This window comes from Flavobacterium sp. Sd200 (genome assembly GCF_009826935.1).
In the GTDB taxonomy this organism is placed as follows: domain Bacteria; phylum Bacteroidota; class Bacteroidia; order Flavobacteriales; family Flavobacteriaceae; genus Flavobacterium.
In genome coordinates, this window is the sequence record NZ_WUMN01000001.1 from 498,683 (window position 1) to 523,157 (window position 24,475).

22 protein-coding genes are annotated in these 24,475 nt (G+C 38.6%); 17 read left to right on the forward strand and 5 right to left on the reverse strand.

Annotated elements, in window-relative coordinates; genetic code table 11:
- The first annotated feature begins 51 nt into the window (after positions 1–51).
- The 3 genes from nusB to yajC are packed head-to-tail and all read left to right on the forward strand — an operon-like array spanning position 52 to position 1,797.
- Positions 52–996 carry a transcription antitermination factor NusB gene (gene nusB, locus GR160_RS02265; RefSeq protein WP_202390690.1) on the forward strand — a complete coding sequence of 315 codons (945 nt, stop codon included), beginning with the start codon at positions 52–54 and terminating at the stop codon, positions 994–996.
- Between the two features lie 19 nt (positions 997–1,015).
- Positions 1,016–1,492 (forward strand): DUF1573 domain-containing protein, encoded by a 477-nt coding sequence (locus tag GR160_RS02270; RefSeq protein WP_160748207.1) that lies wholly within the window; start codon positions 1,016–1,018, stop codon positions 1,490–1,492.
- A gap of 17 nt (positions 1,493–1,509) precedes the next feature.
- On the forward strand, positions 1,510–1,797 hold the full coding sequence (gene yajC / locus GR160_RS02275) for a preprotein translocase subunit YajC (protein ID WP_160748208.1): 288 nt from the start codon (positions 1,510–1,512) through the stop codon (positions 1,795–1,797).
- Between the two features lie 80 nt (positions 1,798–1,877).
- Here yajC and GR160_RS02280 read toward each other — a convergent pair whose 3' ends face one another.
- Together GR160_RS02280 and GR160_RS02285 are read right to left on the reverse strand one after the other, a co-directional pair.
- Positions 1,878–2,786, reverse strand: a complete 909-nt coding sequence (locus GR160_RS02280; RefSeq protein ID WP_160748209.1) for a bifunctional UDP-sugar hydrolase/5'-nucleotidase — start codon at positions 2,784–2,786, stop codon at positions 1,878–1,880.
- A complete protein-coding gene (locus GR160_RS02285) occupies positions 2,786–3,517 on the reverse strand; it encodes a 5'-nucleotidase C-terminal domain-containing protein (RefSeq protein WP_370519194.1) in 732 nt (243 codons plus the stop codon). The genes GR160_RS02280 and GR160_RS02285 overlap by 1 nt, the downstream gene beginning before the upstream one ends.
- Positions 3,518–3,623: 106 nt before the next feature.
- On the opposite strand from GR160_RS02285, the gene GR160_RS02290 reads away from it, so the two are divergent.
- The 14 genes from GR160_RS02290 (at position 3,624) to GR160_RS02355 (ending at position 21,835) form a co-directional block, all read left to right on the forward strand.
- Positions 3,624–4,142, forward strand: a complete 519-nt coding sequence (locus GR160_RS02290; protein WP_160748211.1) for a hypothetical protein — start codon at positions 3,624–3,626, stop codon at positions 4,140–4,142.
- A 3-nt stretch (positions 4,143–4,145) separates the two neighbouring features.
- Positions 4,146–5,021 (forward strand): 4-hydroxy-tetrahydrodipicolinate synthase, encoded by an 876-nt coding sequence (gene dapA / locus GR160_RS02295; protein WP_160748212.1) that lies wholly within the window; start codon positions 4,146–4,148, stop codon positions 5,019–5,021.
- Between the two features lie 30 nt (positions 5,022–5,051).
- Positions 5,052–5,564, forward strand: coding sequence for a ferritin (locus GR160_RS02300; RefSeq protein ID WP_160748213.1), 513 nt, complete (start codon positions 5,052–5,054; stop codon positions 5,562–5,564).
- A 152-nt stretch (positions 5,565–5,716) separates the two neighbouring features.
- Positions 5,717–6,523, forward strand: a complete 807-nt coding sequence (locus GR160_RS02305; protein ID WP_160748214.1) for an outer membrane protein assembly factor BamD — start codon at positions 5,717–5,719, stop codon at positions 6,521–6,523.
- Between the two features lie 7 nt (positions 6,524–6,530).
- Complete coding sequence (locus tag GR160_RS02310; protein WP_160748215.1) at positions 6,531–6,851, forward strand: DNA-directed RNA polymerase subunit omega; 321 nt, start codon at positions 6,531–6,533, stop codon at positions 6,849–6,851.
- Between the two features lie 8 nt (positions 6,852–6,859).
- Positions 6,860–8,071: a bifunctional phosphopantothenoylcysteine decarboxylase/phosphopantothenate--cysteine ligase CoaBC gene (gene coaBC / locus GR160_RS02315; protein ID WP_160748216.1), complete on the forward strand. Its 1,212-nt coding sequence runs from the start codon at positions 6,860–6,862 to the stop codon at positions 8,069–8,071.
- Positions 8,064–8,945 carry a DUF4835 family protein gene (locus GR160_RS02320; RefSeq protein WP_160748217.1) on the forward strand — a complete coding sequence of 294 codons (882 nt, stop codon included), beginning with the start codon at positions 8,064–8,066 and terminating at the stop codon, positions 8,943–8,945. Before coaBC ends, GR160_RS02320 begins: the two co-directional genes overlap by 8 nt.
- A 103-nt stretch (positions 8,946–9,048) precedes the next feature.
- A complete protein-coding gene (gene recN, locus GR160_RS02325) occupies positions 9,049–10,701 on the forward strand; it encodes a DNA repair protein RecN (protein ID WP_160748218.1) in 1,653 nt (550 codons plus the stop codon).
- Positions 10,702–10,764: 63 nt separating this feature from the next.
- On the forward strand, positions 10,765–11,955 hold the full coding sequence (gene fabV, locus GR160_RS02330) for an enoyl-ACP reductase FabV (RefSeq protein ID WP_160748219.1): 1,191 nt from the start codon (positions 10,765–10,767) through the stop codon (positions 11,953–11,955).
- A 278-nt stretch (positions 11,956–12,233) separates the two neighbouring features.
- The gene (locus GR160_RS02335) at positions 12,234–17,837 is read left to right on the forward strand and encodes a T9SS type A sorting domain-containing protein (RefSeq protein WP_160748220.1); all 5,604 of its coding nucleotides are present in this window, start codon (positions 12,234–12,236) and stop codon (positions 17,835–17,837) included.
- Positions 17,838–17,934: 97 nt separating this feature from the next.
- Positions 17,935–18,930: a glycosyltransferase family 2 protein gene (locus tag GR160_RS02340; RefSeq protein WP_160748221.1), complete on the forward strand. Its 996-nt coding sequence runs from the start codon at positions 17,935–17,937 to the stop codon at positions 18,928–18,930.
- Positions 18,927–19,514 carry a dephospho-CoA kinase gene (coaE, locus tag GR160_RS02345; RefSeq protein ID WP_160748222.1) on the forward strand — a complete coding sequence of 196 codons (588 nt, stop codon included), beginning with the start codon at positions 18,927–18,929 and terminating at the stop codon, positions 19,512–19,514. Before GR160_RS02340 ends, coaE begins: the two co-directional genes overlap by 4 nt.
- Positions 19,515–19,585: 71 nt before the next feature.
- Positions 19,586–21,106, forward strand: a complete 1,521-nt coding sequence (locus GR160_RS02350) for a sensor histidine kinase KdpD (protein WP_160748223.1) — start codon at positions 19,586–19,588, stop codon at positions 21,104–21,106.
- Between the two features lie 6 nt (positions 21,107–21,112).
- Positions 21,113–21,835 carry a response regulator transcription factor gene (locus GR160_RS02355; protein ID WP_160748224.1) on the forward strand — a complete coding sequence of 241 codons (723 nt, stop codon included), beginning with the start codon at positions 21,113–21,115 and terminating at the stop codon, positions 21,833–21,835.
- 138 nt (positions 21,836–21,973) lie between these two features.
- On the opposite strand, the gene GR160_RS02360 is transcribed toward GR160_RS02355, so the two are convergent.
- Genes GR160_RS02360 through GR160_RS02370 form a run of 3 tightly spaced genes read right to left on the reverse strand, consistent with a single transcriptional unit; the run spans position 21,974 to position 24,460 of the window.
- Positions 21,974–22,714, reverse strand: a complete 741-nt coding sequence (locus GR160_RS02360) for an acyl-[acyl-carrier-protein] thioesterase (RefSeq protein WP_160748225.1) — start codon at positions 22,712–22,714, stop codon at positions 21,974–21,976.
- Positions 22,701–23,627, reverse strand: coding sequence for a tRNA (adenosine(37)-N6)-dimethylallyltransferase MiaA (gene miaA, locus GR160_RS02365; protein ID WP_160748226.1), 927 nt, complete (start codon positions 23,625–23,627; stop codon positions 22,701–22,703). Before miaA ends, GR160_RS02360 begins: the two co-directional genes overlap by 14 nt.
- Positions 23,624–24,460, reverse strand: a complete 837-nt coding sequence (locus tag GR160_RS02370) for an ion transporter (protein WP_160748227.1) — start codon at positions 24,458–24,460, stop codon at positions 23,624–23,626. The genes miaA and GR160_RS02370 overlap by 4 nt, the downstream gene beginning before the upstream one ends.
- Positions 24,461–24,475: the final 15 nt, after the last annotated feature.

The following is a 24,475-nucleotide window of genomic DNA, read 5'->3' on the forward strand; positions in this document are numbered from 1 at the left end:
AAGAAACCATATTCTTTCGCCTTGTTAATTTTTAAAAGTTCTTAAAGGCGGATGTTAAACAGAAGACATATCAGGATCAAGGTGATGCAGTCTATTTATGCAATGCACCAAAACAATTCAGATGACATGCTAAAGGAAGAAAAATTCCTTTTTAACAGTATTGAAAATATTCGCGACCTGTATCTTATCATGGTTTCTGCCCTGGTTGAGTTGCGCAATAAAGAGGAAGAATTTATTGAGAGGTCGCAAAAAAAACATCTTGCCACTGCTGCAGAGCGCAATCCCAACAAAAAATTTATAAATAACGGTGTCCTGCATTTATTAGCTGAAAGCAATCCGCTTAGTATTGCTATGGCTGATAATAAAATAGACAACTGGACTAAGAACGACGATTATATATTGTTGCTGCTTGATGCCGTAAAGGAAAGCGATGTATATAAGAATTATATGCATAACGACAAAAATAACTATGAGGAAGACAGGGATTTTGTTGCCGACCTGTTTACTGAAGTTATTGCACCAAACGAAAAACTTTACGAATATCTTGAAGACCATAAGCTTACATGGGTAGATGATATTCCTGTGGTAAACACGCTTATAAGCAAGCAGCTTAAGCAGGTAACTCCGGATGGGCGTGATGCATTTTATGTGCCAAAGGTTTTTAAAGACAGCGACGATAAAGACTTTGCACGCGAACTTTTCAGGAAGACAGTACTTAATAACAACGAGCTTTCTAAAGAGTTTACAGATAAAACACCAAACTGGGATACAGAAAGGATTGCCGAAATTGATGCTATTATACTTAAAATGGCTATCTGCGAGTTTTTAAAATTTCCGTCGATACCCGTAAAGGTTACCATAAACGAATATTTAGAGATAGCAAAAGAATACAGTACTCCAAAAAGTAGTATTTTTATCAACGGTATTTTAGATAACCTTATAAAAGATTATCAGGGTTCCAATAAGCTTATAAAAACCGGAAGAGGTTTAATGTAATATTATAAATTAAAGAATTATGATTAGAAGATCATTAGCCATGCTTGCCGTTGCTTCTTTAGCGCTGGTATCATGCAAAAAAGAAAATGCTGCCCTTAAAATAGACGATGCTACTGCAAAAAAAGCAGAGCTTGCTCATGCCGAAGCCGGTAAACTGGCGGTTATTAAATTTGATAACCCTAACCACGATTTTGGTACCATTGCTGCAGGTGTTAAGGCTGAGCATACATACAAATTTACCAATACGGGTACTGCCGACCTTATTATTAGCGATGCAAAAGCAAGCTGTGGCTGTACTGTGCCTAATTATACAAAAGAGCCTGTAAAACCAGGTGCTACAGGCGAGGTTAGCGTGGTGTTTGACTCTGCCGGAAAAAGCGGTAACCAGGAAAAAACAGTTACGCTTACACTTAATACAGAAAAAGGCAGCGAAGTATTAAATTTTAAAGCTAATATAGCACAGATTGCAGGAGCGCCTGCACCTGTTGCACACTAATAATTTTTATATAAGTAATGGAACAATTTGGAGCTTTAGGGCAGTTTATGCCTTTACTACTTATAATAGTAGTGTTTTACTTTTTTATGCTTAGACCGCAGCAAAAAAAGATCAAACAGGAAAAAGAATTTGAAAGCGGCCTTAAAAACGGCGATAAAGTGGTTACTAAAAGCGGTATACATGGAAGGATTGCCGAGCTTACAGAAACGGCTGTGATCATAGAAACTATGGCAGGCAAAATTAAATTTGAACGTTCGGCTATATCAGCAGAGCTTACTCAAAAAGTTAACCAGCCAGCAAAATAACCAACAGGTTTTATTTATATAAAAATCCCCATTATAAAGTTTATTATAATGGGGATTTTTACTTTTAGTGTAAGGATTATTTATACGATCAACGTCCTGCCACCTGCTTTTTTACGGCCTTTTTCAAAAGTAAAATCTATGCGGCCCAGGTTAATGCCGTAGCATCCCACCTGATTGATCATTACTTCTTCGCCATCAAGGTTTTTTTCTATATAAGGCTTGGTTAAAAACGTATGTGTATGACCTCCAATAATAAGGTCTATATTTTTAGTAGTGCGTGCCAGTACAAGGTCTGATATCTTTTCCTTTTCGTTGGCATAAATAAATCCAAGATGCGACAGGCATATAACAAGATCGCATTTTTCGTTAACTTTAAGTATTCTGCTCATGTCCTGCGCAACTTCAATAGGGTTGTTGTAAACAGTTTCCTTATACAGCTTTTTGTCTACAAGTCCATTCAGTTCAATGCCAAGGCCAAAAATGCCAATTTTAAGCCCGTCTTTAACAAATATCTTATACGGTTTTACAATGCCGTTCAGTACTGTGTTCTTAAAATTATAATTAGCCGATACAAAATCAAATTTTGCGTGTGGCAATTGTTTATAAAATCCGTCTATTCCGTTGTCAAAATCATGATTGCCCATAGTGCATAGGTCATACTTCATCATGCTCATAATTTTGAACTCCAGTTCTCCGCCATAATAATTAAAATATGGGGTTCCCTGAAAAACATCTCCGGCATCGAGTAAAAGCACATTGGGTTCTTCTTTCCTAATCTGCTCAATAAGCGTGGCCCTGCGGGCTGCGCCCCCCATGTTGGGATATTTAGGGTCGTTTACATCAAAAGGGTCTATATGGCTGTGCACATCGTTGGTGTGCAGTATGGTAAGTTTTTTAACCTCGGGTTCTGTAAAGCTGCTTAACGGTAATCCTCCAAGAACCAACGCGCTTCCGGCAGCCGTTTTTTGTATAAAATCTCTCCTTTTCATTATTTGTCTTGTATAATGCGTTCGGTTTTAATTACAGGTAGCGTATCTACCTCTTTAAAATAATCTATAAACAGGTTGCGCAGTTTATAATCAAGGTCGTAGGTTGCAACGCCTTTCTTAAAAAAGTTCATACTGTCTCCGCCATTGGCAAGATAGTCAGAAGTAGCAACATTGTATATTTTCCCGGCTTCAACAGGTTTGCCTCCAACAGTAATACCGGTAACAATGCCGTCTTTGCTTAAACGTACTTCCATTCCGGCGAGGGGGTGCGGTTTTTTTTCTTTGGCTAAATAGTTGGCAATTTCTACAATCTGTTCGCCTTTAAGAGCAATAACAAGCAGTGCGTTTTCAAATGGCATGATCTCAAATGCAGTGCGCGCTGTTACATTTCCTTTGGCAATAATTGAGCGGATGCCGCCATGGTTAAGCAGACATATATCTACATTTCTTTTTTCGCGTGCCATTAATGTTTTGTTGGCCTTTTCAAAAGTAACATCGGCCATAAGGTTGCCAATGGTTGTTTGCCATCCGTTAATGCTCTTGCTTTTATCAAGTGTTTCGGGGCAATAAGCAAGCACGTTGTCCAGGTCTTTATCAATATGTTCTCTGTATGGTTTTACAAAATTTTCAATTTCCTGAGTGGCGGCATAATCGGCAGTAACAGGTATTTTTTTTCCTTCAATAACGGTATTTCTCAGTTTGTTTGGTCCGCAGGCAGTAAATCCTGCCATTGTTACGAATAAAACAAACCGTAAAATAGTTGTGTTATACTTTTTAGTTAATATCATTGTTGTTGACCTTTATTTAGGTAATTTTGCATTCGGCAATAAAAGTACTATGTTTTTGAGGTTTATTAAAGATTTCAGCCTGAAAAAGATTATTAAGAATAGTTTATCTAATTATCAACCGACTGTTGCGACAGGAAAAGTGCTATCGGTAGGGGTGGTGTTAGATGAAAGTTATTTTAATGATAAAGAGGCTCTTGTAAGTGAGTTGGTGTCTAAAGGTATTGCCCGTAACGCTATAGAAACGCTTAGTTTTTTAGAGAGTGTTAAAAAAGGGCAAGAGCCTAAAGATGCCTTTTTTACCCGTGGCAATATATCGGCAACGGGTAGTTTTAATAAAAATGATGTGGAAGCTTTTATAAATAAGACTTTTGATATGCTTATAAGCTATTATGATGTAGATAAACCACCGTTAATGCTGGCGACTATTAAAAGCAAAGCTAAATTTAAGGTAGGGTTTGCCACTACAAATGATCGCCTTGATAATTTTATGATTTCCCTGCCTGCCGAAAAATATAAAGAATTTGTGGCAGAGCTTTTTAAATATTTAAAAATACTAAACAAAATATAACCCATGCAGTCATTAACAGGTACAGGCGTTGCACTGGTTACCCCTTTTAAAAAAGACCTGTCTGTAGATACAGCGGCACTCGAAAAAATTGTAAACTACCAAATAGATGGTGGTATAGATTATCTTGTGGTTTTAGGTACCACAGCTGAAAGTGCCACGCTTACTAAGGATGAAAAAGAGTTTGTAATAGCTACAATTGTTAAGGCTAATAACAACAGGCTACCTTTGGTTTTGGGTGTTGGCGGCAATAATACTGCCGAGGTTGTTGAAGAGTTAAAAAGCAGGGATCTCTCTTCATTTGCAGCAATACTTTCGGTATCTCCATATTATAATAAGCCAACCCAGGAGGGTATTTATCAGCATTTTAAAGCTGTTGCAGAGGCTTCTCCACTGCCTGTAATTTTATACAACGTGCCGGGCAGGACGGGTAGTAATATGCTTCCTAAAACGGTTATTCGCCTGGCGAATAATTTTAAAAATATAGTTGCTATTAAAGAGGCTGCCGGAGATATTGTTCAAGCTATGAAACTGATACAGGATAAGCCTGAAAGTTTTCTTGTAATATCAGGCGATGATATGATAACGCTGCCTATGGTTCTTGCCGGCGGGGCAGGGGTTATAAGTGTTATTGCGCAGGGCTTTACTGAGTTTGCCCAAATGGTTAAGCTTGGGCTTGACCGCAAGGTGGATGAAGCTTATAAATTACACTATAAATATGCCGATTCTATCGATTTGATCTTTGAGCAGGGCAATCCGGCAGGCATTAAGCATATATTTAAAGAGCTGGGGCTAAGTGAAGACGTTGTAAGGCTTCCGTTGGTAAATGTAGATGAAGATTTAGCAGCAAGAATAAGCGGTTTTGTAAAGAAAATCAGCTAAATTTGTGTATAAACATTAAAATTACACATCATGTTATCAGATAAAATGGCTGCTGCATTAAATGAGCAGATAAAAATAGAAGCAGAATCGTCTCAGATATACCTTGCCATGGCATCATGGGCAGAGGTAAAGGGGTTTGAAGGTATTTCTACCTTTATGTTTAAACAAAGCGATGAAGAAAGAATGCACATGCTTAAGCTGTTAAAGTATGTAAACCAGCGCGGCGGTTCGGCAGTAGTGTCAGCTTTAGAAGAGCCAAGGCTTGATTATACTTCTTTTTCAACGCTTTTCCGTCAGTTGTACGAGCATGAGGTTAAGGTGTCTGCGAGTATCAATAACCTTGTAGATATTGCATTGACCGAAAAAGACTATGCTACCCATAACTTTTTGCAATGGTATGTTAGCGAGCAGATAGAAGAAGAGGCGCAGGCTAAGGTTATTCTTGATAAGATTGATCTTATTGGCGACAGTAAAGGCGGATTATATATGTTTGACAACGATATGAAAAGTTTTACATCGGCAGGGCATAATATTGTGCAATAAATACAGTAAAATACAGTTTTAAGGAAGGTGCCTTTCTGGCATCTTTTTTTGTGTGGTCAAAGCTCAAAAAAAGATTTTGTATTCTGTAATTAATAACTAAATTTGCAGTTGCTTAAAAACTGCAGGCTGCTGTGGCGGCATAACTAATTTATATGGCAAGATATATTTACATTCTTCTTTTTGCATGTGTGCTTACTTCGTGCAGCGATTTTCAAAAAGCCTTGAAGTCAGATGATATAAAGGTAAAATATGAGGTGGCTGAGAAGTTGTATGAAAAAGAGAAGTATATGAAGTCTATTCGTCTTTTTGAGCAGATAGCACCGTCATATCGTGGCAAGCCCCAGGCAGAAAAGCTTTTTTATATGTATGCTCAGGCTTTATATAAAACAAAGCAGTACTATACAGCAGGTTACCAGTTTGAGAGTTTTACAGCAGGTTACCCACGTAGTGAAAAGGCAGAAGAAGCAATGTTTCTTGGTGCAAAAAGTTATTATGAATTGTCACCACGCTATTCGCTCGATCAGGTAGATACTTATAAAGCGTTAGACAAGTTGCAGGCATTTATAGATAAATATCCTAACTCGCAATTTATGCCGGAGGCTAACCAGCTTGTTCAGGAACTCAATACAAAGCTTGAAACAAAAGCTTATGAAATTGCAAAGCAGTATCACGCTACTGCCGAGTATTTTGGAGATTATAATGCGGCGCTTAAAACGTTGGATAATTTTTTGATAGATTTTCCCGGAACGCCGCTTAAAGAAGATGCATTGTTTTTAAAGTTCGACTCGTCATACCAGCTTGCCATAAACAGTGTGCCAAGTAAAATGTTTGACCGTCTTGAGGCTGCTAAACTAAACTATGCTGCACTTATTAAATTTAAGGCAGATACAAAATATAAAGCGCAGGCAGATACAATGCTTGCAAGGATAGATACTGAATTACAAAAATTTTCTAAATAAACATCCAATGGATTTAAAGAAAGCTACAGCTCCGGTAAACACTATTACCTATGATAAGGTTGCAATAGAAGAGGCTACAGGTAATATATATGAGGCTATTACCATTATGGCTAAAAGAGCTAATCAGATAAATACTGAAATTAAAAAGGAACTTATCGAGAAGCTTGAAGAGTTTGCAACTTATAACGACTCTCTTGAAGAAATTTTTGAGAACAAGGAGCAGATCGAAGTTTCTAAGTTTTATGAAAAATTACCTAAACCTCACGCACTTGCAGTAGAGGAGTGGTTGGGTAATAAAGTTTCTTTTAGAGATCCTAACAAACAATAAGTAAGCACATGTCTGTTTTAAGCGGAAAAAAAATTCTTCTCGGTATTTCCGGGGGCATAGCCGCATACAAAACAGCGTCGCTAGTAAGATTATTTATAAAAGCAGGTGCGCATGTAAAAGTTGTCATGACACCTGCTTCTAAAGATTTTATTACACCCCTTACACTATCTACGCTATCTAAAAATCCGGTGCATTCATCTTTTTATCATGAAGAAGATGAGAATGCTGTTTGGAATAACCACGTAGAACTTGGCCTTTGGGCCGACCTATTTATTATTGCCCCGGCTACGGCCAACACCCTTTCTAAAATGGTATCGGGCAATAGCGATAATCTTCTCATTGCTACATATCTATCCGCTAAATGTCCGGTTTACATCGCCCCGGCAATGGATCTTGATATGTATATTCATCCTTCTACAAAAAACAGTTTTACCGAGTTGCAATCTTTTGGCAACATTATTATACCTGCCGAAATTGGCGAACTTGCCAGTGGTTTATCTGGTGAAGGCCGCATGGCTGAGCCTGAAAATATTGTATCTTTTATAGAAAATGATATTGAGGACAAGCTGCCGCTTCGCGGTAAAAAAATACTGGTTACAGCCGGGCCAACTTATGAGCCTTTAGATCCTGTGCGCTTTATAGGTAATCATTCATCGGGCAAAATGGGCTATGATATTGCTGTTGCTGCGGCTAATGAAGGGGCAGAGGTTGTGTTAATCAGCGGGCCTACTCATTTAAAATTGAACCATGACCGCATTGACCTGGTTCATGTAGTGTCTTCTCAGGATATGTATAATGCCTGCCACAAATACTTTAATAATGTTGATGTAGCTGTTGCGGCTGCGGCAGTTGCCGATTACAGGCCAAAAGAAGTTGCTCTGCAGAAAATAAAAAAGAACGAAAGCACGTTAGTATTAGAACTTGAAAAGACAAAAGATATTCTTGCGTCCTTAGGAGAGGTAAAAAGGGATCAGTTTTTGATCGGGTTTGCGTTAGAGACAGAGAATGAAATTGAAAACGCCAAGCTTAAAATAAAGAAAAAAAACTTAGATTTGATAGTTTTAAATTCGCTTAATGATGAAGGGGCGGGCTTTGGGAAACCAACCAATAAGGTTACCTTTATAGACAAAAGCTTCAATGAGGAGCCAATGGATCTTAAAACTAAAGAAGAGGTGGCGGTTGATATTATAAACAAGATAAAAAAGCATTATAATGTATAAATATATAGTGGCATTGCTGGTATTATGCAGTTTTTCTGTACAGGCGCAGGAACTTAACTGCACTGTGCAGGTTAATTTTGACCGTATTACCGATGTTAATCCGCAGATATTTAAAACCCTGCAAAAATCATTGACGGATTTTGTAAACAATACAAAATTCACTAACCGAAACATGATGAGGAATGAGCGTATAGATTGCTCTATGATATTTAATGTTTCGGCATTTGCAGATAATAATTTTACAACTACGCTACAGGTGTCTTCGTCAAGGCCGGTATTTAATTCGGGATACACTACTCCGGTGCTTAACTTTAACGATAAAGATGCAAACTTTAGGTATATAGAAGGCGAAAACCTTATTTATAACCCTACCACTTTTGATTCTAATCTTGTTTCTATAGTGGCGTTTTATGCTAATATGATTATTGGCCTTGATGCCGATACTTTTATGAAAGAGGGCGGTACACAATATTATCAGGCCGCGCAGGGCATAGCATCTGTTGCGCAAAGCGGCGGAAAAGGCTGGAGCCCGCAGGATGGCAACCAAAGCAGGTATTTTTTGGTGAATGATATTTTGTCTAATACGTTTACTCCTTTCAGGAGTGCCTTGTATGAATATCACATTACTGCCTTGGATAAAATGTCTGACGATCAAAAAATGGCAAAAGAAAAAGCTATTGCTGCTATAAAAACCCTTGCGGAGCTTTACAAAGTTCGTCCTAATGCTTTTTTGACCCGTATATTTTTTGATGCAAAGTCGGATGAAATAGCTGCAATGTTCTCTGGAGGACCTACAGTTCAGGTTTCAGAACTTGTTGCTACGTTAAACAGAATATCTCCGCTTAACGGTGCTAAGTGGAATAACATCAGGTAATAGCCCCAAAGTTTTAAAGATGTTTACAAATTAGTAAGGATGCACTTGTGGCAAAATTTCCTTAAAACACTATATTTGTATTGCTATTGCACTTTAAAATATTATGCTGCAAACACTTCATATAAAAAACTTTGCTCTTATTGAGCAGCTCCATATCGATTTTTCGGGTAATTTTTCGATAATAACGGGCGAGACCGGAGCCGGTAAGTCTATACTTTTAGGTGCGCTTGGACTTGTATTGGGCAATCGTGCCGACCTGACATCGCTTAAAGACAAAGAGCAAAAATGCGTCATCGAGGCACATTTTAGAATTGCCGATTATGATCTAGTCGATTTTTTTAAAGAGAATGACATGGATTATGATGATGTTACCATAATTCGCAGAGAGATATTACCATCGGGTAAATCGAGGGCATTTGTAAACGACACCCCAACCAATTTACAGGAATTACAACAATTGGGCGAATATCTTTTAGATATACACTCGCAGCAACAAACCCGTGAGCTTAGTGATGAAGCTTATCAAATGCAGATATTAGATGCTGTTGCCGGAAATGCGCAATTACTTTTATCGTATAAAAAACAAAACTCGGAATATAAGCAGGCACTCTCGCAGCTAAAAAAACTACAGGATGAAAAAGCAGCACTTTCTAAAGAGCAGGATTATAATGCTTTTTTACTGCAGGAGCTTGTTTCTGCTAATCTAAAGACAGGAGAGCAGGAAGAGTTGGAGCAGTCTCTTGAAACACTGAGTAATGTAGAGTTTATAAAAGAATCTGTTGCCAAAGCGCTGGCGGTAGCAAACGACGAACAGCTTGGAGCATTGCAAAACCTTAAGGAAATTAAAAACGCACTTCAAAAGGTGAGTAGTCTTCCGGGAAATTATGGTGGATATTATGAACGCATTTCGAGCCTTATTATTGAACTTGATGATGTTGCCGAAAGCCTCTCAGTTGATTACGAGAAATTGGCCGATGATCCTGCTGAACTGGAAAGGGTAAACCAAAAACTACAGCTTATTTATAATCTTCAAAAAAAACACCAGGTTGCTACAGTTCAGGAGTTGGTGGATATACAAATAGAGCTTGAAGGCAAAGTGAGTAAAGTTGAAGGTATTGATGATGCTATTAAACAAGCCGAAGATTTTGTGGCTAAAGCAAAAGAATCTACTGATGGTTTTGCAGCTCAATTACATAAAAAAAGGCAGGATGCAATAACGTTGCTTACTGATAAAATAACAGCAATATTAAGCCAGCTTGGTATGCCAAATGCAAGATTTAAGTTTGAAGTTTCTTCATCTGAAAACTATTACACTAATGGTAAAGACCAAATGAGCCTTTTATTCTCGGCAAATAAAGGCACTGACTTTGGGCTGATGAAAAAAGTAGCGTCGGGTGGTGAGATGTCGCGCATTATGCTTGCTGTAAAAGCAGTGCTGGCAAATTACAGTAAACTGCCTACCATTATATTTGATGAGATCGATACCGGTGTTTCGGGAGAGATAGCTATAAAAATGGGCGATGTAATGAAAGCCATGAGCCACGAAATGCAGGTTTTTGCTATTACGCACCTGCCGCAAATTGCTGCTAAGGGAGACAATCACTTCAAGGTATTTAAAACAACCAGTAATACCACTACGGTCTCTGAACTTAAATTGCTCGACAAGGAGGAGCGCGTAAGGGAAATTGCCGAAATGCTTTCGGGTAAAGACGTGAGCGATTCTGCCCTTAATCATGCCCGTGCATTGCTTAACTAAAAAATCGGGCTATATTTGTTGCGCAAAAAAACATAACTTACTTAAAGAAATATACCTTTACTTATGATCATAGAACCAAGAATGAGAGGATTTATCTGCCTTACTGCCCATCCGGACGGTGCTGCGCAGAGCGTAAAAAAGCAAATTGAATACGTAAAATCTAAAGGTGCTATTGATGGCGCTAAAAAAGTGCTTGTAATAGGCGCTTCTACAGGCTTTGGCCTTGCTTCAAGAATTACCAGCGCATTTGGCAGTAATGCTGCTACCATAGGTGTATTTTTTGAAAAACCTGCTGCCGAGGGCAAAACGGCTTCTCCGGGGTGGTATAATTCGGCTGCATTTGAGCAGGAAGCTCATAAAGCAGGCCTTTATGCCAAGAGTATAAATGGTGATGCTTTTTCTAAAGAAATAAAACAACAAACCATAGACCTTATAAAAGCAGACCTTGGTCAGGTAGACCTTATAATTTACAGTCTTGCTTCTCCGGTGCGCCAGCATCCTGAAACGGGAGTGCTGCACAGATCGGTACTTAAGCCTATTGGAGATGTATTTAGTAATAAAACGGTAGATTTTCATACAGGAAAAGTATCTGAGGTTACTATACAGCCTGCGCAGGAAGGTGACATAGAAAATACAGTGGCTGTAATGGGGGGTGAAGACTGGGCTATGTGGATCGATGCGCTTAAAGCAGAGAATTTACTGGCTCCAGGTGCACTTACTGTGGCCTATTCTTATATAGGGCCTGCCTTAACTGAAGCCGTATACCGCAAAGGTACTATTGGTCGTGCCAAAGACCATCTTGAGGCCACTGCATTTGAAATTTCCGATAAGCTTGCCGATATTGGTGGAAAAGCTTATGTTTCTGTAAATAAAGCTTTGGTAACCCAAGCGAGCAGTGCAATACCTGTAATACCTCTTTATATATCATTATTGTATAAAATAATGAAGGAAGAAGGAGTGCATGAAGGTACTATCGAGCAAATACAGCGACTGTATGCTGAAAGACTTTACAAAGGAGGCGAAATTCTGTTGGATGATAAAGGAAGGATTCGTATTGATGATTGGGAAATGCGCGACGATATACAGGCAAAAGTTGCGGCTCTTTGGACAGAAGCTACTACTGAAAATCTGCCTGAGTTAGGTGACCTTGAAGGCTACAGAAAAGACTTTTACAATCTGTTCGGTTTCGATTTAGAAGGTGTAGATTATAAAGCCGAAGCTAACGAATTGGTAAACGTTGAAAGTATTAAGTAATTACTACGTGTGTTAAAAATATATTTATTACACAAAAAATAACATTTAGCCCCTTTTAAGGGGCTTTTTTTATAAATAACCCCTACTTATTTAAAAAATATAACAATAATTATTTATCAATTAACATAAAAAAAAGAGTTGTTGTAAATTTTTTTAATCTTATATGAAGTATGTGAATTAAATTTAACGAAAAGCTTCTAAATATGGTAATATGTTAATGTTGTGTTGGTTATAATGCATTTTTTTATAGTTTTAATAACTTAATTAATTATCATTTTATGAAAAAATTTACTAAAAACATGTTGCATGGCAGCATTGGGCACCCTAAAAAATGGTTGCTTGGTGTGGTTATGCTCATAGCTTTAACTATGAGTAATATCGCGCATGCACAAACTGCTACATTAGGCTCTGGTACAGCCACTTCTGTAGCGAACTCAGGAAGCGGGTTAGGTCCCGTAAACAGTTATTATGCTTATATGCATTATCAGGTTGTTTACACTGCCGCAGAAATTACTGCTGCTGGTGGTGCTTCTGGTTTAGTTAGCCAGTTTGGCTGGAACGTATCAACGCCATCTGCAGTAGTGCTTCCTAACTACAGCATAAAAATGGCGCAAACTACCGCTACAAATTCTGCGGCTCATAACACGGCTACTTTGACCGAAGTTTACAGAGGAGATTATACTTCTACAGCAGGGTATAATATGTTTACATTATCTACACCGTTTGTTTGGGATGGTACAAGTAATATACTGGTAGATGTTTGTTATGGTGAAACTGATTATGTAAGTCCTTACGGTCAGGTTTACGTATATGGAACCGCGGCTAACAGCAGCAGGTTTTCAAGAAGCGATTATTCTAACCAATGTACTGCTACTACAGATCAGATCAATGCATTTAAACCGCAGGCACGTTTTGTAATAACAGAAGCTCCATCATGTATAGCTCCTACAGGTTTAAATATTTCGGCAATAACTGCGTCATCTGCTACTATCAACTGGAACGCATCGGCTATTGTACCGTCTGACGGATATGATTATTACATTTCTACATCTGCAACTGCACCAACTGCATCTACAGATGAAACGGGTTCTGTTGCAGGAACTTCGACTCCGGTAAACGGACTTTCTCCGCTTACCGTGCAATATGTTTGGGTAAGAGGTAATTGTGGAAACTCTGTTAGTGATTGGACAGGGCCCGTAAGCTTTAATACCATGCCAAACCCGGCAACATTGCCTTATACAGAAGACTTTGAGGGCGCTGCGTCTCAATTTACCTTTGCTAATGGCAGCCAAACCAACAAATGGGTTAATGGCAGCGTTGTCAGCAATGGCACGGGAACCAAATCACTATATATATCAAATGATAATGGTGTAACTAATAACTATTCGCACACAACATCGGTTGTACATGCTTACAGAGATATTACTTTACCAAGCGATATTGTGCAGGCAAATGTTTCTTTCGATTTTAAAGGTGCCGGAGAATCTACTTATGATTTTGTAAGGGTTTGGGCTGTGCCTGCAACCCATCTACCAACAGCAGGAACAGCTATTACTACAACTAACTCTAATGGTGGTGTAATGATAGCAGAATATGTTAACCTTCGTGAAGCGTTTACAAGACTGTCTTATATTGTTCCTGCATCTGTTTATGCCGGGCAAACAATAAGACTGGTTTTTGAATGGCAAAATGATGGTGGTGGTGGTACACCTCCGGGAGCTGCTATAGATAATCTTAGTATAACTACTGTTACATGTTTTGCACCAAGTGCTGTAACAACTGTTACAGTTCCGGGTACAGTAACTGTTAACTGGACTGCTCCTGCAACGGTGCCGTCTTTAGGTTATGATTACTATTACAGTACTACAAATACAGCACCAACAAGTGCAACAACTGTTACAGGTAATGTGCCAACAGGTACGACACTTTCTTTAACTACTCTTCCAACTGACACAGTTTATTATATTTGGGTTAGAGGTAATTGTGGAGATAACAGCACAAGTGTATGGGTAAGCGGAGGCAGTTTCAGGACAGAGTGCCTTGCCTCGCAGCCGTCTGAAAACTATGAAACTTTCACATCTTATGATGGGTCGGCAAACAGTCCTCTATGCTGGAAAGAAGCTACAGGCGTTCTTGCTGCAACTCCAGCTGCAATTACACTGGGCAGCAGCAGTTGGACTAATGAAAACTATGGAAATGCAACCGGAGCTAATGGCCTTGCTGCACGCGTAGAACTATATGGTACAAGAAATGCATGGTTAATTTCGCCGGCTATAGATCTTGGTAACGGTACTACTGACTATCAGTTAGAATACAATACTATTGTTACACAATGGAGCGGTACTAACCCTATTGTTATGGGCGAGAAGTATGTTAAAGTGGTAGTATCTACTGATGGTGGTGCGACATGGAGCGACGCTAACGTGTTGAGAACTTATGATAGCAACAATATTCCTACGAGCAGCAGGTCAGAAGCTATTCAGCTTACAGGCTACTCTGGTATTATCAAAATAGGCTTTTATGCTTACAGTACAACAACAGATCAGGATCTAAGATTTTATATCGACAACTTCAGGGTTAGAGAAACTCCTGCATGTTTGAATCCTATTGCTCCTTCTATAGGTACTATTGGCGAAGGTACTGTTCAAATAAACTGGACTGCTCCGGAAGTAGCTCCTTCAGCTGGTTATCAGTATTATGTTAGTACTGCAAATACAGCTCCTATACAAGCTACAGGTGGCGTAGGTGCAGGTGTGCTTACTGCCAATGCAGGCAATCTTGCTCCAAGTACATTGTATTATGTTTGGGTGCGTTCTAATTGTGGAGACAGCCAAAGCGAATGGGTAGGGCCGGTTAGCTTTACTACACTTTGTGACGGTGGTGATATTTTGACCACTACAGATGGTGCAGTATGTGGCCAGGGTAGTGCAACACTACAGGCAACGGCAAACGAAAATGCAGTGATAAGCTGGTATGCTGCCCAAACAGGTGGTACAGCCCTTGGTACTGGTGCTACTTTCAATACTCCTGAAATTACTGAAACAACAGATTTTTATGTTAGTGCGGGTAATGTTGTGTCTGGTTTAGATACTGCAGTGGGTGCTGGAGCATCAACGTCTGACACATATTCAAATCCGTTCTATTCACTATGGAGCAATAACCATACACAACACCTTATCACGGCTCAGGAACTTACTGCTGCCGGATTGTATGCAGGTAATATAAACTCTATTGCTCTTGATGTTACAAGTGCAGGTACGTTACCAATGATAAACCTTTCGGTTAAGATAGGAACAACAACTGCTACTGGAATGACAGCTTTTGTAACTAATGCTTCACTCGCTACTGTTTATACTAATGCTTCATACATGCCAACAACAGGTATAAATACATTAGTATTCTCGACACCTTTTGTATGGGATGGTACATCTAATATATTGGTAGAGTTTTGTCATGGTAACGGTGCTTCGGGTGCCACTATGAACAGAACAGTTAGAACAGATGCTACATCTTATGTTTCTTCTGTAAAATATCATGTTAGTTCTGCTACAGCTGCCGATGTGGTTTGTGGTACTACTACAGGTAGTAATTTAGCTTCATATTCTGTAAGGCCTAAATTTATATTTAATGGTGTAAGTATATGTAATTCACTACGTCAGGCTGTAACAGCTACAGTTACTGAAGCAGTTGCAATAAGCGCTACGGCTTCTGAAAGTACAATTTGTAACGGAGAAAGTTCTACACTAAGTGTAACAAGTAGTAATGCTGATTATACTTATGTTTGGACACCGGGCAACCTTGCAGGTGCAACACAAACTGTAAGCCCTACACAAACTACTACATATACTGTTACTGCTACAGATGAGGCCTCTTCTTGTGTAACTACTCAGGAGGTTACCATTACAGTAAATGCGCTGCCAACTACACTTATAATTGCTCCGATAGAGCAGGTATGTGTAAATACACCACAGGCTTTAACTGTAACGGGCGGACTTTCTGCCTCTACAGGTACTGTAGGTGCAGATACCACTCAGACAACCGATACTGAGGAGTTAACTGCCTTTTCTAACAGAAGGGTTAGTTACAGGAGCCAAACTATTTATACAGCTGCCGAGCTTTTGGCTTCAGGACTTCAGGCTGGTAATATAGTGTCTGTTGCATACAACATATCTACATTGGGTGATCGTGCTACAAATGCAAACTACACGGTGAAAATTGGTACTACTTCGGCTGATGTATTTGCAAATACTAATTATTTAAGTGAAACAGGTTTTACAACAGTTTATGGCCCTGCAACATATACACATGCTGTGGGTGTAAATACTATTCCGTTTACTACACCGTTTGTTTGGGATGGTGTGTCTAACATTGTTATAAGTGTTTCTCACAGTGGTGCAGACAGCATTAACAATGCAAGAACTTATTATACAGACAGTGGTGCAAATACTACTCTTTACAATTATAATAACTTAACTGCTGCTACTGGTACTCTATCGGTAAAAAGATTTAATGTAACATTTGCAACAAGTTCAGCAAATGCAGTTACATGGTCTCCGGCTACTAATCTTTATACAAATGCTGAGGCTACAACACCTTATGCAGCCGGAACACCGGCAGCTACGGTATATGTAAAATCTGAGGCTTTGTCTACAACTACTTATACAGCTACGGCTACTACAACAAACGGATGTAGTATTAGCACTAGTGTAGATGTTACCGTTACAAGTACTATTGCTCCTGCAGCACAAGCTGCTCAAACATTCTGTACTCAGGCTGCTGTTGCAGATCTTGAAGCTGATGGAGATAACATTCAGTGGTATGCAGACAGTACAGGTGGTTCACCACTTTCTCCTAATGCTTCACTTACTGATGGTGCTATTTATTATGCATCTCAAACAGTTAATGGTTGCGAAAGCGCAGATAGAACAGCAGTTGCTGTAACGCTTACTACTGTTACTGTTGATACACCTTCAGATGTTCTTGTGTGTGTTGATTATGTGCTTCCTGCACTTACAAACGGTAACTACTATACTGCAACTAACGGTGGTGGCGAAATGCTTGAAGCCGGTACCGTGATTACAGAAACTACTTTACTTTATGTATTTGCACAATCGGGTACATGTACTGACGAACGTAACTTTGTAGTTACTATAACTAATGTTGTTGCCGATGCTCCTTCTGATGTAGTGACATGTAATAGCTACACACTGCCTGTACTAACAAATGGCGACTATTATACAGCAACAAACGGTGGTGGTACTATGCTGCTTGCCGGAGAGGTTATTTCAGAAACTACTACACTGTATGTTTTTGAACGCTCTGAAACCAATCAGATTTGTACTGCAGAGAATTCATTTACAATTACTGTTACAGCAATAGATCCTGTACAGGGCGTATCGCCTCAAACTATTAGTGCAGCATCTGCTGAAGAGGCTACTATAGAAGATATAGTTGTTACTGCTACAGGTACTGTATTGTGGTATGATAATGAAAATGCTGCCCTTTCTTCAAGCAGTACACCTCTTCCTGCCGGAACACAACTTACTGAAGGTGCAACCTACTATGCTGTACAGGTAGTTGGAGAGTGCAGAAGCACTCAGGTTCTTGCTGTTACTATAGAGGCTATACTTGGAGGCAAAGGTTTTGATGCGTCATCATTCTCTTATTATCCAAACCCTGTAAACAACGAGCTTACATTGTCTTACTCATCAGATATTACTTCGGTAGAAGTATTCAATATGTTGGGTCAGCAGGTAATTGCTCAAAAACCAAATGCAACTACTGTAAAATTAAATACAGCAATGTTGCAGGAAGGTACTTATCTTGTAAAAGTGACTGCCAACAATGCTGTTAAAACAGTTAAGGTAGTTAAAAAACAATAAGGTAAATAGTGTAAGTAATTACATTTTAATAACTAAAGCCACCATTTTTTTGGTGGCTTTTTTATTAAATAGCGCTAACTTTGTTAAAAATAAGTACATGTTGTTTTCGCTTATCATACCTGTTTACAACAGGCCAGATGAAATAGAAGAATTGCTTCAAAGCCTTACTTTACAAACCTATACTGAGCCTTATGAAGTAGTGGTTGTAGAAGATGGCTCAACCATTCCGTGTAATGATGTAGTGGTGCGTTATGCCGATAGCCTGAATATATCATATTACAATAAACCCAACAGTGGGCCGGGTGATTCCCGTAACTATGGTATGAAGATCGCTAAAGGCGATTATTTTTTGATCTTTGATTCGGATTGTGTTATCCCACCCCATTATATGCAAAGTGTTGCAGATAATCTTTCTAAAGAATATGTTGACTGTTTTGGTGGACCCGATGGTGCGCTTGATAGTTTTAGCGATGTCCAGAAAGCTATCAATTTCACTATGACCTCTTTTTTAACTACCGGGGGTATTAGAGGAAAATCTGAAAAAATAGAAAAATTCCAACCGCGCAGTTTTAATATGGGCATTTCTAAAAAAGCATTCGAAGCCTCCGGCGGTTTTGGAAATATACATCCGGGCGAAGACCCTGACCTTTCTATTAGGCTTTGGAAGCTGGGTTTTAGTACACGTCTGTTTACTGATTCTTATGTATATCATAAGCGCCGTATAGACTGGAAAAAGTTTTACATCCAGGTAAACAAGTTTGGTAAAGCACGCCCCATATTAGACAAATGGCACCCTGAATATAAAAAGATAACATTCCTTTTCCCTTCACTTTTTATAACAGGATTAGCAATAGCTGCATTATTAGTGCTGTTTAAAATTCCTTTACTACTGTATTTTTATGTTTTGTATTTTGTTATGATATTTATTTCATCATCAATGCATAACAAAAGCCTTAAGGTAGGGTTGCTGTCGCTTGTAGCTGTTTATATACAGTTTTATGGCTATGGCACCGGCTATATAAAGGCGTTTGTAAAAATACACATGCTTAAAATTAAGGCGCAAAAAGCATTTCCCGAATTATTTTTTAAATGAAAACAAAAATTATAGGTCTTACCGGAGGTATTGGCAGCGGAAAAACCACTATTGCCCGCTATTTTGAATCGCTTGGGATTCCGGTTTATATAGCCGATGACGAAGCAAAAAAAATACTCTACACTCCTGAGGTTGTTGCTGAACTGGTTGAAAAGTTTGGAAATAATATATTTACAGACGGTATTCCTGACAGGACAAAAATAGCAGAGATTGTTTTTAAGCAACCCGAAAAGCTTGCAGTTCTTAATAGTATTATTCATCCTAAAGTGGGAGAGCATTTTAAAAAGTGGATTACAGAAAATACTGGCAAACTTTTTGTTATAAAAGAAACAGCAATACTGTTTGAGAGCGGCAGTTATAAAGATTGCGATGCGGTTATATTAGTAACAGCACCCATAGAGGTGCGCGTTGATAGGGTTATGCAGCGCGACGGAGTTACAAAGGATAAGGTTTTAGAGCGTATGGCAAACCAATGGGACGATGAAAAGAAAGCTGCCCTTAGTAATTATATAATAGATAATACAGATTTGGAAAGCGCTAAAAAACAGGTTGTTAAAATAGTTAAATTAGTAAATTCTCTCTAAAAATAAATCTCGTTGTTAATGTTTGGTTAATGTTATTTAGCTGTAAATGTTAAAATGTTAAATTTGTAGCGATGAATAAGACTAAATTTCGCTTACTGGTATTTTTTATGAGCCTGTCTTTGATAGGTATAATATTAGTACAGCTTTATTGGGTTAACTCGTCGCTAAAAAGCAGCGAAGAACAATTTAAATTCCATGTGCAGCAGGTTTTAAGCAAAGTGGCTTACAAGCTTGAAGAGCAGGAAGGAGAAGAGTTTTATAAAATATACAGCAGGTATAAAGACAGTACAGGTAAAGTGCCTCTTAGGCAGGATCTGCTTCCGTTTTATGACAAAGGTAGTGTAAAAGGCAGAGGAGAGACTGTTATATATAGCGACCAGGTTACCCGCGATTATGATGAAGTGTTCTTTGATAAGAACAGGATGGATGATCTTGTTAAAAAAAAGGCTAAAGGTATTGTAGCTGATGACAGTAAAAAAACTGCTAATGGTGGCGATGCCGACAGATGGCTTCGTTTTCAGGTAGAAGGATTTCTTAAGGATTTTAGGGAGTACAACTATCTTGAAAGTTGGATATCTAAAGACAGGCTACAAAAAATGATAGCTTCGGAGCTTTTGCAGAGCGGTGTAAAAACCCCTTTTGAATTTGCTATTTACAGCAATGGCATGTCTACAAAAATAAGATCTTCTAATTTAAAGGTAGGGCGCGATATGTACAGCCATCCTATTTTTGAAGACAGTGAAGGATATTCAGACTACCATTTGCTGGTGAGTTTTCCTAACAAGCAGGTGTATATATTTTCGTCTATTGTAGGTATAACGTCGCTTTCTTTAGTATTTACGCTAATTATCATTATAGCATACCTAAGCGCAATTAACCAGCTGATAAAGCAAAAGAATATATCGGAAATTAAGACCGACTTTATTAATAACATGACCCATGAGTTTAAAACGCCCATTGCCACTATAAACCTTGCTTTGGATGCAATAAAAAACCCACGGATATTTGACGATAAAGAAAAGGTGCAACGTTACCTGCAAATGATAAGGGATGAGAACAAGCGTATGCATGCCCAGGTAGAGAATGTGTTGCAAATATCGAGACTCGATAAAAAAGAGCTTGATATAAATAAAGAACAGGCTAATGTTGAGGATGTTATAGAGAGTGCAATAGAACATGTAAACCTGATTGTGGAAGAAAGGCATGGCACACTTACAAGGCACTTTAGTGCACAACGCACTTCGACGCTGTTAAATGACACGCATTTTACCAACGTTATTGTTAATATTTTAGATAACGCCATAAAATATTCGCCGGATGAACCCGTTATAGATATCTATACCGAAAATGTAAAAGACTTTATTCTGATAAAGATAAAAGATCATGGATTAGGTATGAATAAAGTAACGCAGAAAAAGATTTTTGAGAAATTTTACAGAGAGCACACCGGCGATGTGCACAATGTAAAAGGGCATGGTCTTGGCCTTGCCTATGTTAAGAGAATAATTGAAGACCACAATTGTCAAATATACGTAGAGAGCGAAAAAGGAAAGGGTAGCACCTTTATAATAAAAATGCCACTAATAAACTAAGAAAATATGGAAGAAGTAAACAAAAAGATCCTTTTGGTAGAAGACGATCCAAATTTTGGAGCGGTACTGAAAGATTATCTGCTAATTAATGATTTTGATGTAACCCTGGCTAAAAACGGTATGGAAGGTTTCGAGAAGTTTAAAAAAGACAACTACGACCTTTGCATTCTTGATGTAATGATGCCTTATAAAGACGGTTACACGCTGGCACGTGAAATTAGGGAGAAAAACAAAGAAGTGCCTATTATTTTCCTTACTGCAAAATCGATGAAGGAAGATGTGCTTAAAGGCTATAAAGTAGGTGCTGATGACTACCTGAACAAACCTTTTGACTCTGAAGTGCTTTTAATGAAAATTAAAGCTATTATACAGAGAAAAGCATCTGAAACTAAAACAGATAACTCTAAATTTGAGTTCCAGATAGGTAAATTCCACCTTAATTCTAAACTTCGTTTCCTTACTTTTGAGAACGACGAGCCTATAAAACTTTCTCCAAAGGAAAACGAATTGCTAAAAATGCTTGCGCTGCATGAAAACGACCTTATGCCAAGGGAGCTTGCATTAACCAAAATTTGGAGAGACGATAACTACTTTACTTCAAGAAGTATGGATGTTTATATTGCCAAGCTTAGAAAATACCTTAAACTGGATGATGAGGTAGAGATACTTAACATTCACGGAGAAGGCTTTAGGCTGGTTGTAAAAAACAAAGTAGCTGCAGAGAAATAATAAATTTACAGGTAAGCCCTGTATATATAATTTAGGAGATTCTTTTTTTACTCTTAGGTGGTGTTCGTTTTTAACGGATACTGTTCTAACGTAAGGGAGAATCTCTTTTTATTTATTTACTGTTTTTAAACTATATAATTACTTCCAGTCAAGCTCCAGTGCAAAGCAGGGCTTATCATCTTTGTTTATAGTAAATATAGAGGCTTTTTCTTCTTTTGCAAGCAGTAGCTGAACGCTGTCGCCAAGTTTTAGCTCGCGCATAAAGTTCATATCAAAGCTTTTAAGCTGTTGTTTTAAAATAGGGCGTGGGTCTGTATTGTCTAAGCACCATTCTAAATACTTTACATTATTGGCATGGTTTACAATATCTACGTCAGATAATACTACTTTGCGTTCGCTGTTTAAAACAAAATCCCTGTTTAGATCTATTTTTTTAAAAGATTCTGAGGTTGCATGCCTTTCAGGAAATTTTGTAACATGTTCATGAGGCAATGCAAGAGCTTCGGCCTTACGCAGTTTTGTGTTGAAAACAGCCCAGTAAGTAACCGAGCCTATAATTTTGCGACCGTTTGCATGTACTTCAAAAGCTCTTATAGATCTTGATCCCTGTAAATCATATATCCAGGTAGTTACAGTAATTGTTTCGGTCCATTTGGGCAATTCTTCAATTTCAACACGCATGCGGCTAAGTACCCATGCCTGGTCATGCAACTGCATGTCGGTAAAATTAATTCCCCCTAATTCGGCATGGTAACCTGCTGTTAGCTGTAGTATATTGCACAATTCGGTATGCTTAAGCAATCCGTTGGGTGTACACTGCAAAAAGTTTATTTCCCAGTCATGTGAGTATACCGATGTAAAATCTTTAGAAATTGGCATTTACTTTATCTTCTATATAATTTATAATTTGGGCAAAAGGTGTAGTGTAGTCAAACCATGTTGCTCCTTCGGTGCGTTTAAACCACGTGATTTGCCTTTTAGCAAAACGGCGCGTGTTCTTTTTTATTTCCTCAATGGCAAAAGGCAGGCTAAATTCTCCGTCAAAATAACTGAACAATTCTCTATAGCCCACTGTTTGCAAGGCATTCAGATTTTTATGCTGGTATAATGCTTTCGCTTCATTGATCAATCCCATATCTGCCATGATATCTACGCGCTGATTAATACGGCTGTACATCGTTTCTCTCTCAGCCTCAAGACCTATAACTATTGGGGTAAAATTACGGCTGTTTTTTTTGATATTGAGAAAAGAAGAATAGGGAAGGCCACTGCTAATGCAAACCTCAAGCGCACGCATTAAACGCTGCGGATTTTCTTTGGCAACATTTTGATAATGCACGGGATCCAACTCTTCCAGTTTTTTTTGTAGATAGCCAATACCCTTAATTTCATATTCAGCAATGAGCTGTTGCCTTACTGTCGGATCTGTATCCGGAAAATCATCAAAACCCTTCAATACAGCATCAATATACAGCCCTGAACCACCTACTAAAACAGCATAATCGTTAGTAGCAAACAATTCATCGAGCTTTGCAATAGCATCGCGTTCAAAATCGCCCACAGTATAATTGTCGAATATAGAGATGTTCTGTATAAAATGGTGAGGTGCTGCTGCAAGTTCTTCGGCAGAAGGTACAGCTGTGCCTATAGTCATTTCTTTAAAGAACTGCCTGCTGTCTGCCGAGATAATCTCACATTTATAATGCTGTGCAATTTGTATCGCCAGTGCCGTTTTGCCAATTGCGGTAGGCCCAATAACGGTTATAAGGTATTTTTTGTTATTCATAATCATTTGCCCAGTTCAGTGCCGCAACTATAGCAATATTTGGCATCGTCACGGTGCTGGTTGGCAGCACAGTTGGGGCATGCCTGGGTATTTAAATGTGCTTTTTCGTTCATAAACTGTGCCGTTACAAGCCCGGTTGGTATGGCTATAATGCCATAACCCATTATCATGATTACGACCGACAGAAATTGCCCCAGTGGGGTTACAGGTGTAATATCGCCAAAACCTACTGTTGTAAGTGTTACAATGGTCCAGTAAATGCTTGTAGGAATGCTTGTAAATCCGCTCGAAGGCCCTTCTACCATATACATTAGCGTTCCCATAATAGTACATATTACAACAACGCTGAATAAAAATACTGCAATTTTTGTTTGGCTCTTTCTAAGAGCGGTAATAAGCTGATTGCCTGCACCAACAAAGTGTACCAGCTTTAATATCCTGAAAACCCTAAGCAGGCGTATGGCGCGTACGGCAATAAAAAATCCGGTTCCCGGAAAAATGAGGCCTATATATTTTGGCAAGGTTGCCAATAGGTCTACAATGCCATAAAAGCTAAATATATATTTTTTTGGCTCTCTTACAGAAATTGCCCTTGCTATATATTCTACAGTAAAAAGAGCCGTGATTATCCATTCTATTATTGCAAGCTGCCTGCCATATACAATTTTTATAGAAGCTACACTCTCCAGCATTACTGCTATAACACTTATCAGTATTACCAACATCAGTACAATGTCGAATACTTTTCCTGCTTTTGTATCAGCTTCATAAATAACCGTATGCAGCTTCTCACGCAGTTTTTCGGGTATAAGGCCTTTATCGGTTTGTTGTTCGTGCATTATATAAAAATACGA

Bases quoted from the DNA above. Each gene is read 5' to 3' on its own strand.
- GR160_RS02270 (WP_160748207.1), top strand. From the start codon at position 1,016: ATGATTAGAAGATCATTAGCCATGCTTGCCGTTGCTTCTTTAGCGCTG.
- GR160_RS02280 (WP_160748209.1), bottom strand. From the start codon at position 2,786: ATGAAAAGGAGAGATTTTATACAAAAAACGGCTGCCGGAAGCGCGTTG.
- coaBC (WP_160748216.1), top strand. From the start codon at position 6,860: ATGTCTGTTTTAAGCGGAAAAAAAATTCTTCTCGGTATTTCCGGGGGC.
- GR160_RS02310 (WP_160748215.1), top strand. From the start codon at position 6,531: ATGGATTTAAAGAAAGCTACAGCTCCGGTAAACACTATTACCTATGAT.
- GR160_RS02305 (WP_160748214.1), top strand. From the start codon at position 5,717: ATGGCAAGATATATTTACATTCTTCTTTTTGCATGTGTGCTTACTTCG.
- GR160_RS02335 (WP_160748220.1), top strand. From the start codon at position 12,234: ATGAAAAAATTTACTAAAAACATGTTGCATGGCAGCATTGGGCACCCT.
- coaE (WP_160748222.1), top strand. From the start codon at position 18,927: ATGAAAACAAAAATTATAGGTCTTACCGGAGGTATTGGCAGCGGAAAA.
- fabV (WP_160748219.1), top strand. From the start codon at position 10,765: ATGATCATAGAACCAAGAATGAGAGGATTTATCTGCCTTACTGCCCAT.
- dapA (WP_160748212.1), top strand. From the start codon at position 4,146: ATGCAGTCATTAACAGGTACAGGCGTTGCACTGGTTACCCCTTTTAAA.
- GR160_RS02355 (WP_160748224.1), top strand. From the start codon at position 21,113: ATGGAAGAAGTAAACAAAAAGATCCTTTTGGTAGAAGACGATCCAAAT.
- GR160_RS02285 (WP_370519194.1), bottom strand. From the start codon at position 3,517: ATGGCAGGATTTACTGCCTGCGGACCAAACAAACTGAGAAATACCGTT.
- GR160_RS02290 (WP_160748211.1), top strand. From the start codon at position 3,624: ATGTTTTTGAGGTTTATTAAAGATTTCAGCCTGAAAAAGATTATTAAG.
- recN (WP_160748218.1), top strand. From the start codon at position 9,049: ATGCTGCAAACACTTCATATAAAAAACTTTGCTCTTATTGAGCAGCTC.
- nusB (WP_202390690.1), top strand. From the start codon at position 52: ATGTTAAACAGAAGACATATCAGGATCAAGGTGATGCAGTCTATTTAT.
- GR160_RS02370 (WP_160748227.1), bottom strand. From the start codon at position 24,460: ATGCACGAACAACAAACCGATAAAGGCCTTATACCCGAAAAACTGCGT.
- GR160_RS02360 (WP_160748225.1), bottom strand. From the start codon at position 22,714: ATGCCAATTTCTAAAGATTTTACATCGGTATACTCACATGACTGGGAA.
- GR160_RS02340 (WP_160748221.1), top strand. From the start codon at position 17,935: ATGTTGTTTTCGCTTATCATACCTGTTTACAACAGGCCAGATGAAATA.
- miaA (WP_160748226.1), bottom strand. From the start codon at position 23,627: ATGATTATGAATAACAAAAAATACCTTATAACCGTTATTGGGCCTACC.
- GR160_RS02300 (WP_160748213.1), top strand. From the start codon at position 5,052: ATGTTATCAGATAAAATGGCTGCTGCATTAAATGAGCAGATAAAAATA.
- GR160_RS02350 (WP_160748223.1), top strand. From the start codon at position 19,586: ATGAATAAGACTAAATTTCGCTTACTGGTATTTTTTATGAGCCTGTCT.
- yajC (WP_160748208.1), top strand. From the start codon at position 1,510: ATGGAACAATTTGGAGCTTTAGGGCAGTTTATGCCTTTACTACTTATA.
- GR160_RS02320 (WP_160748217.1), top strand. From the start codon at position 8,064: ATGTATAAATATATAGTGGCATTGCTGGTATTATGCAGTTTTTCTGTA.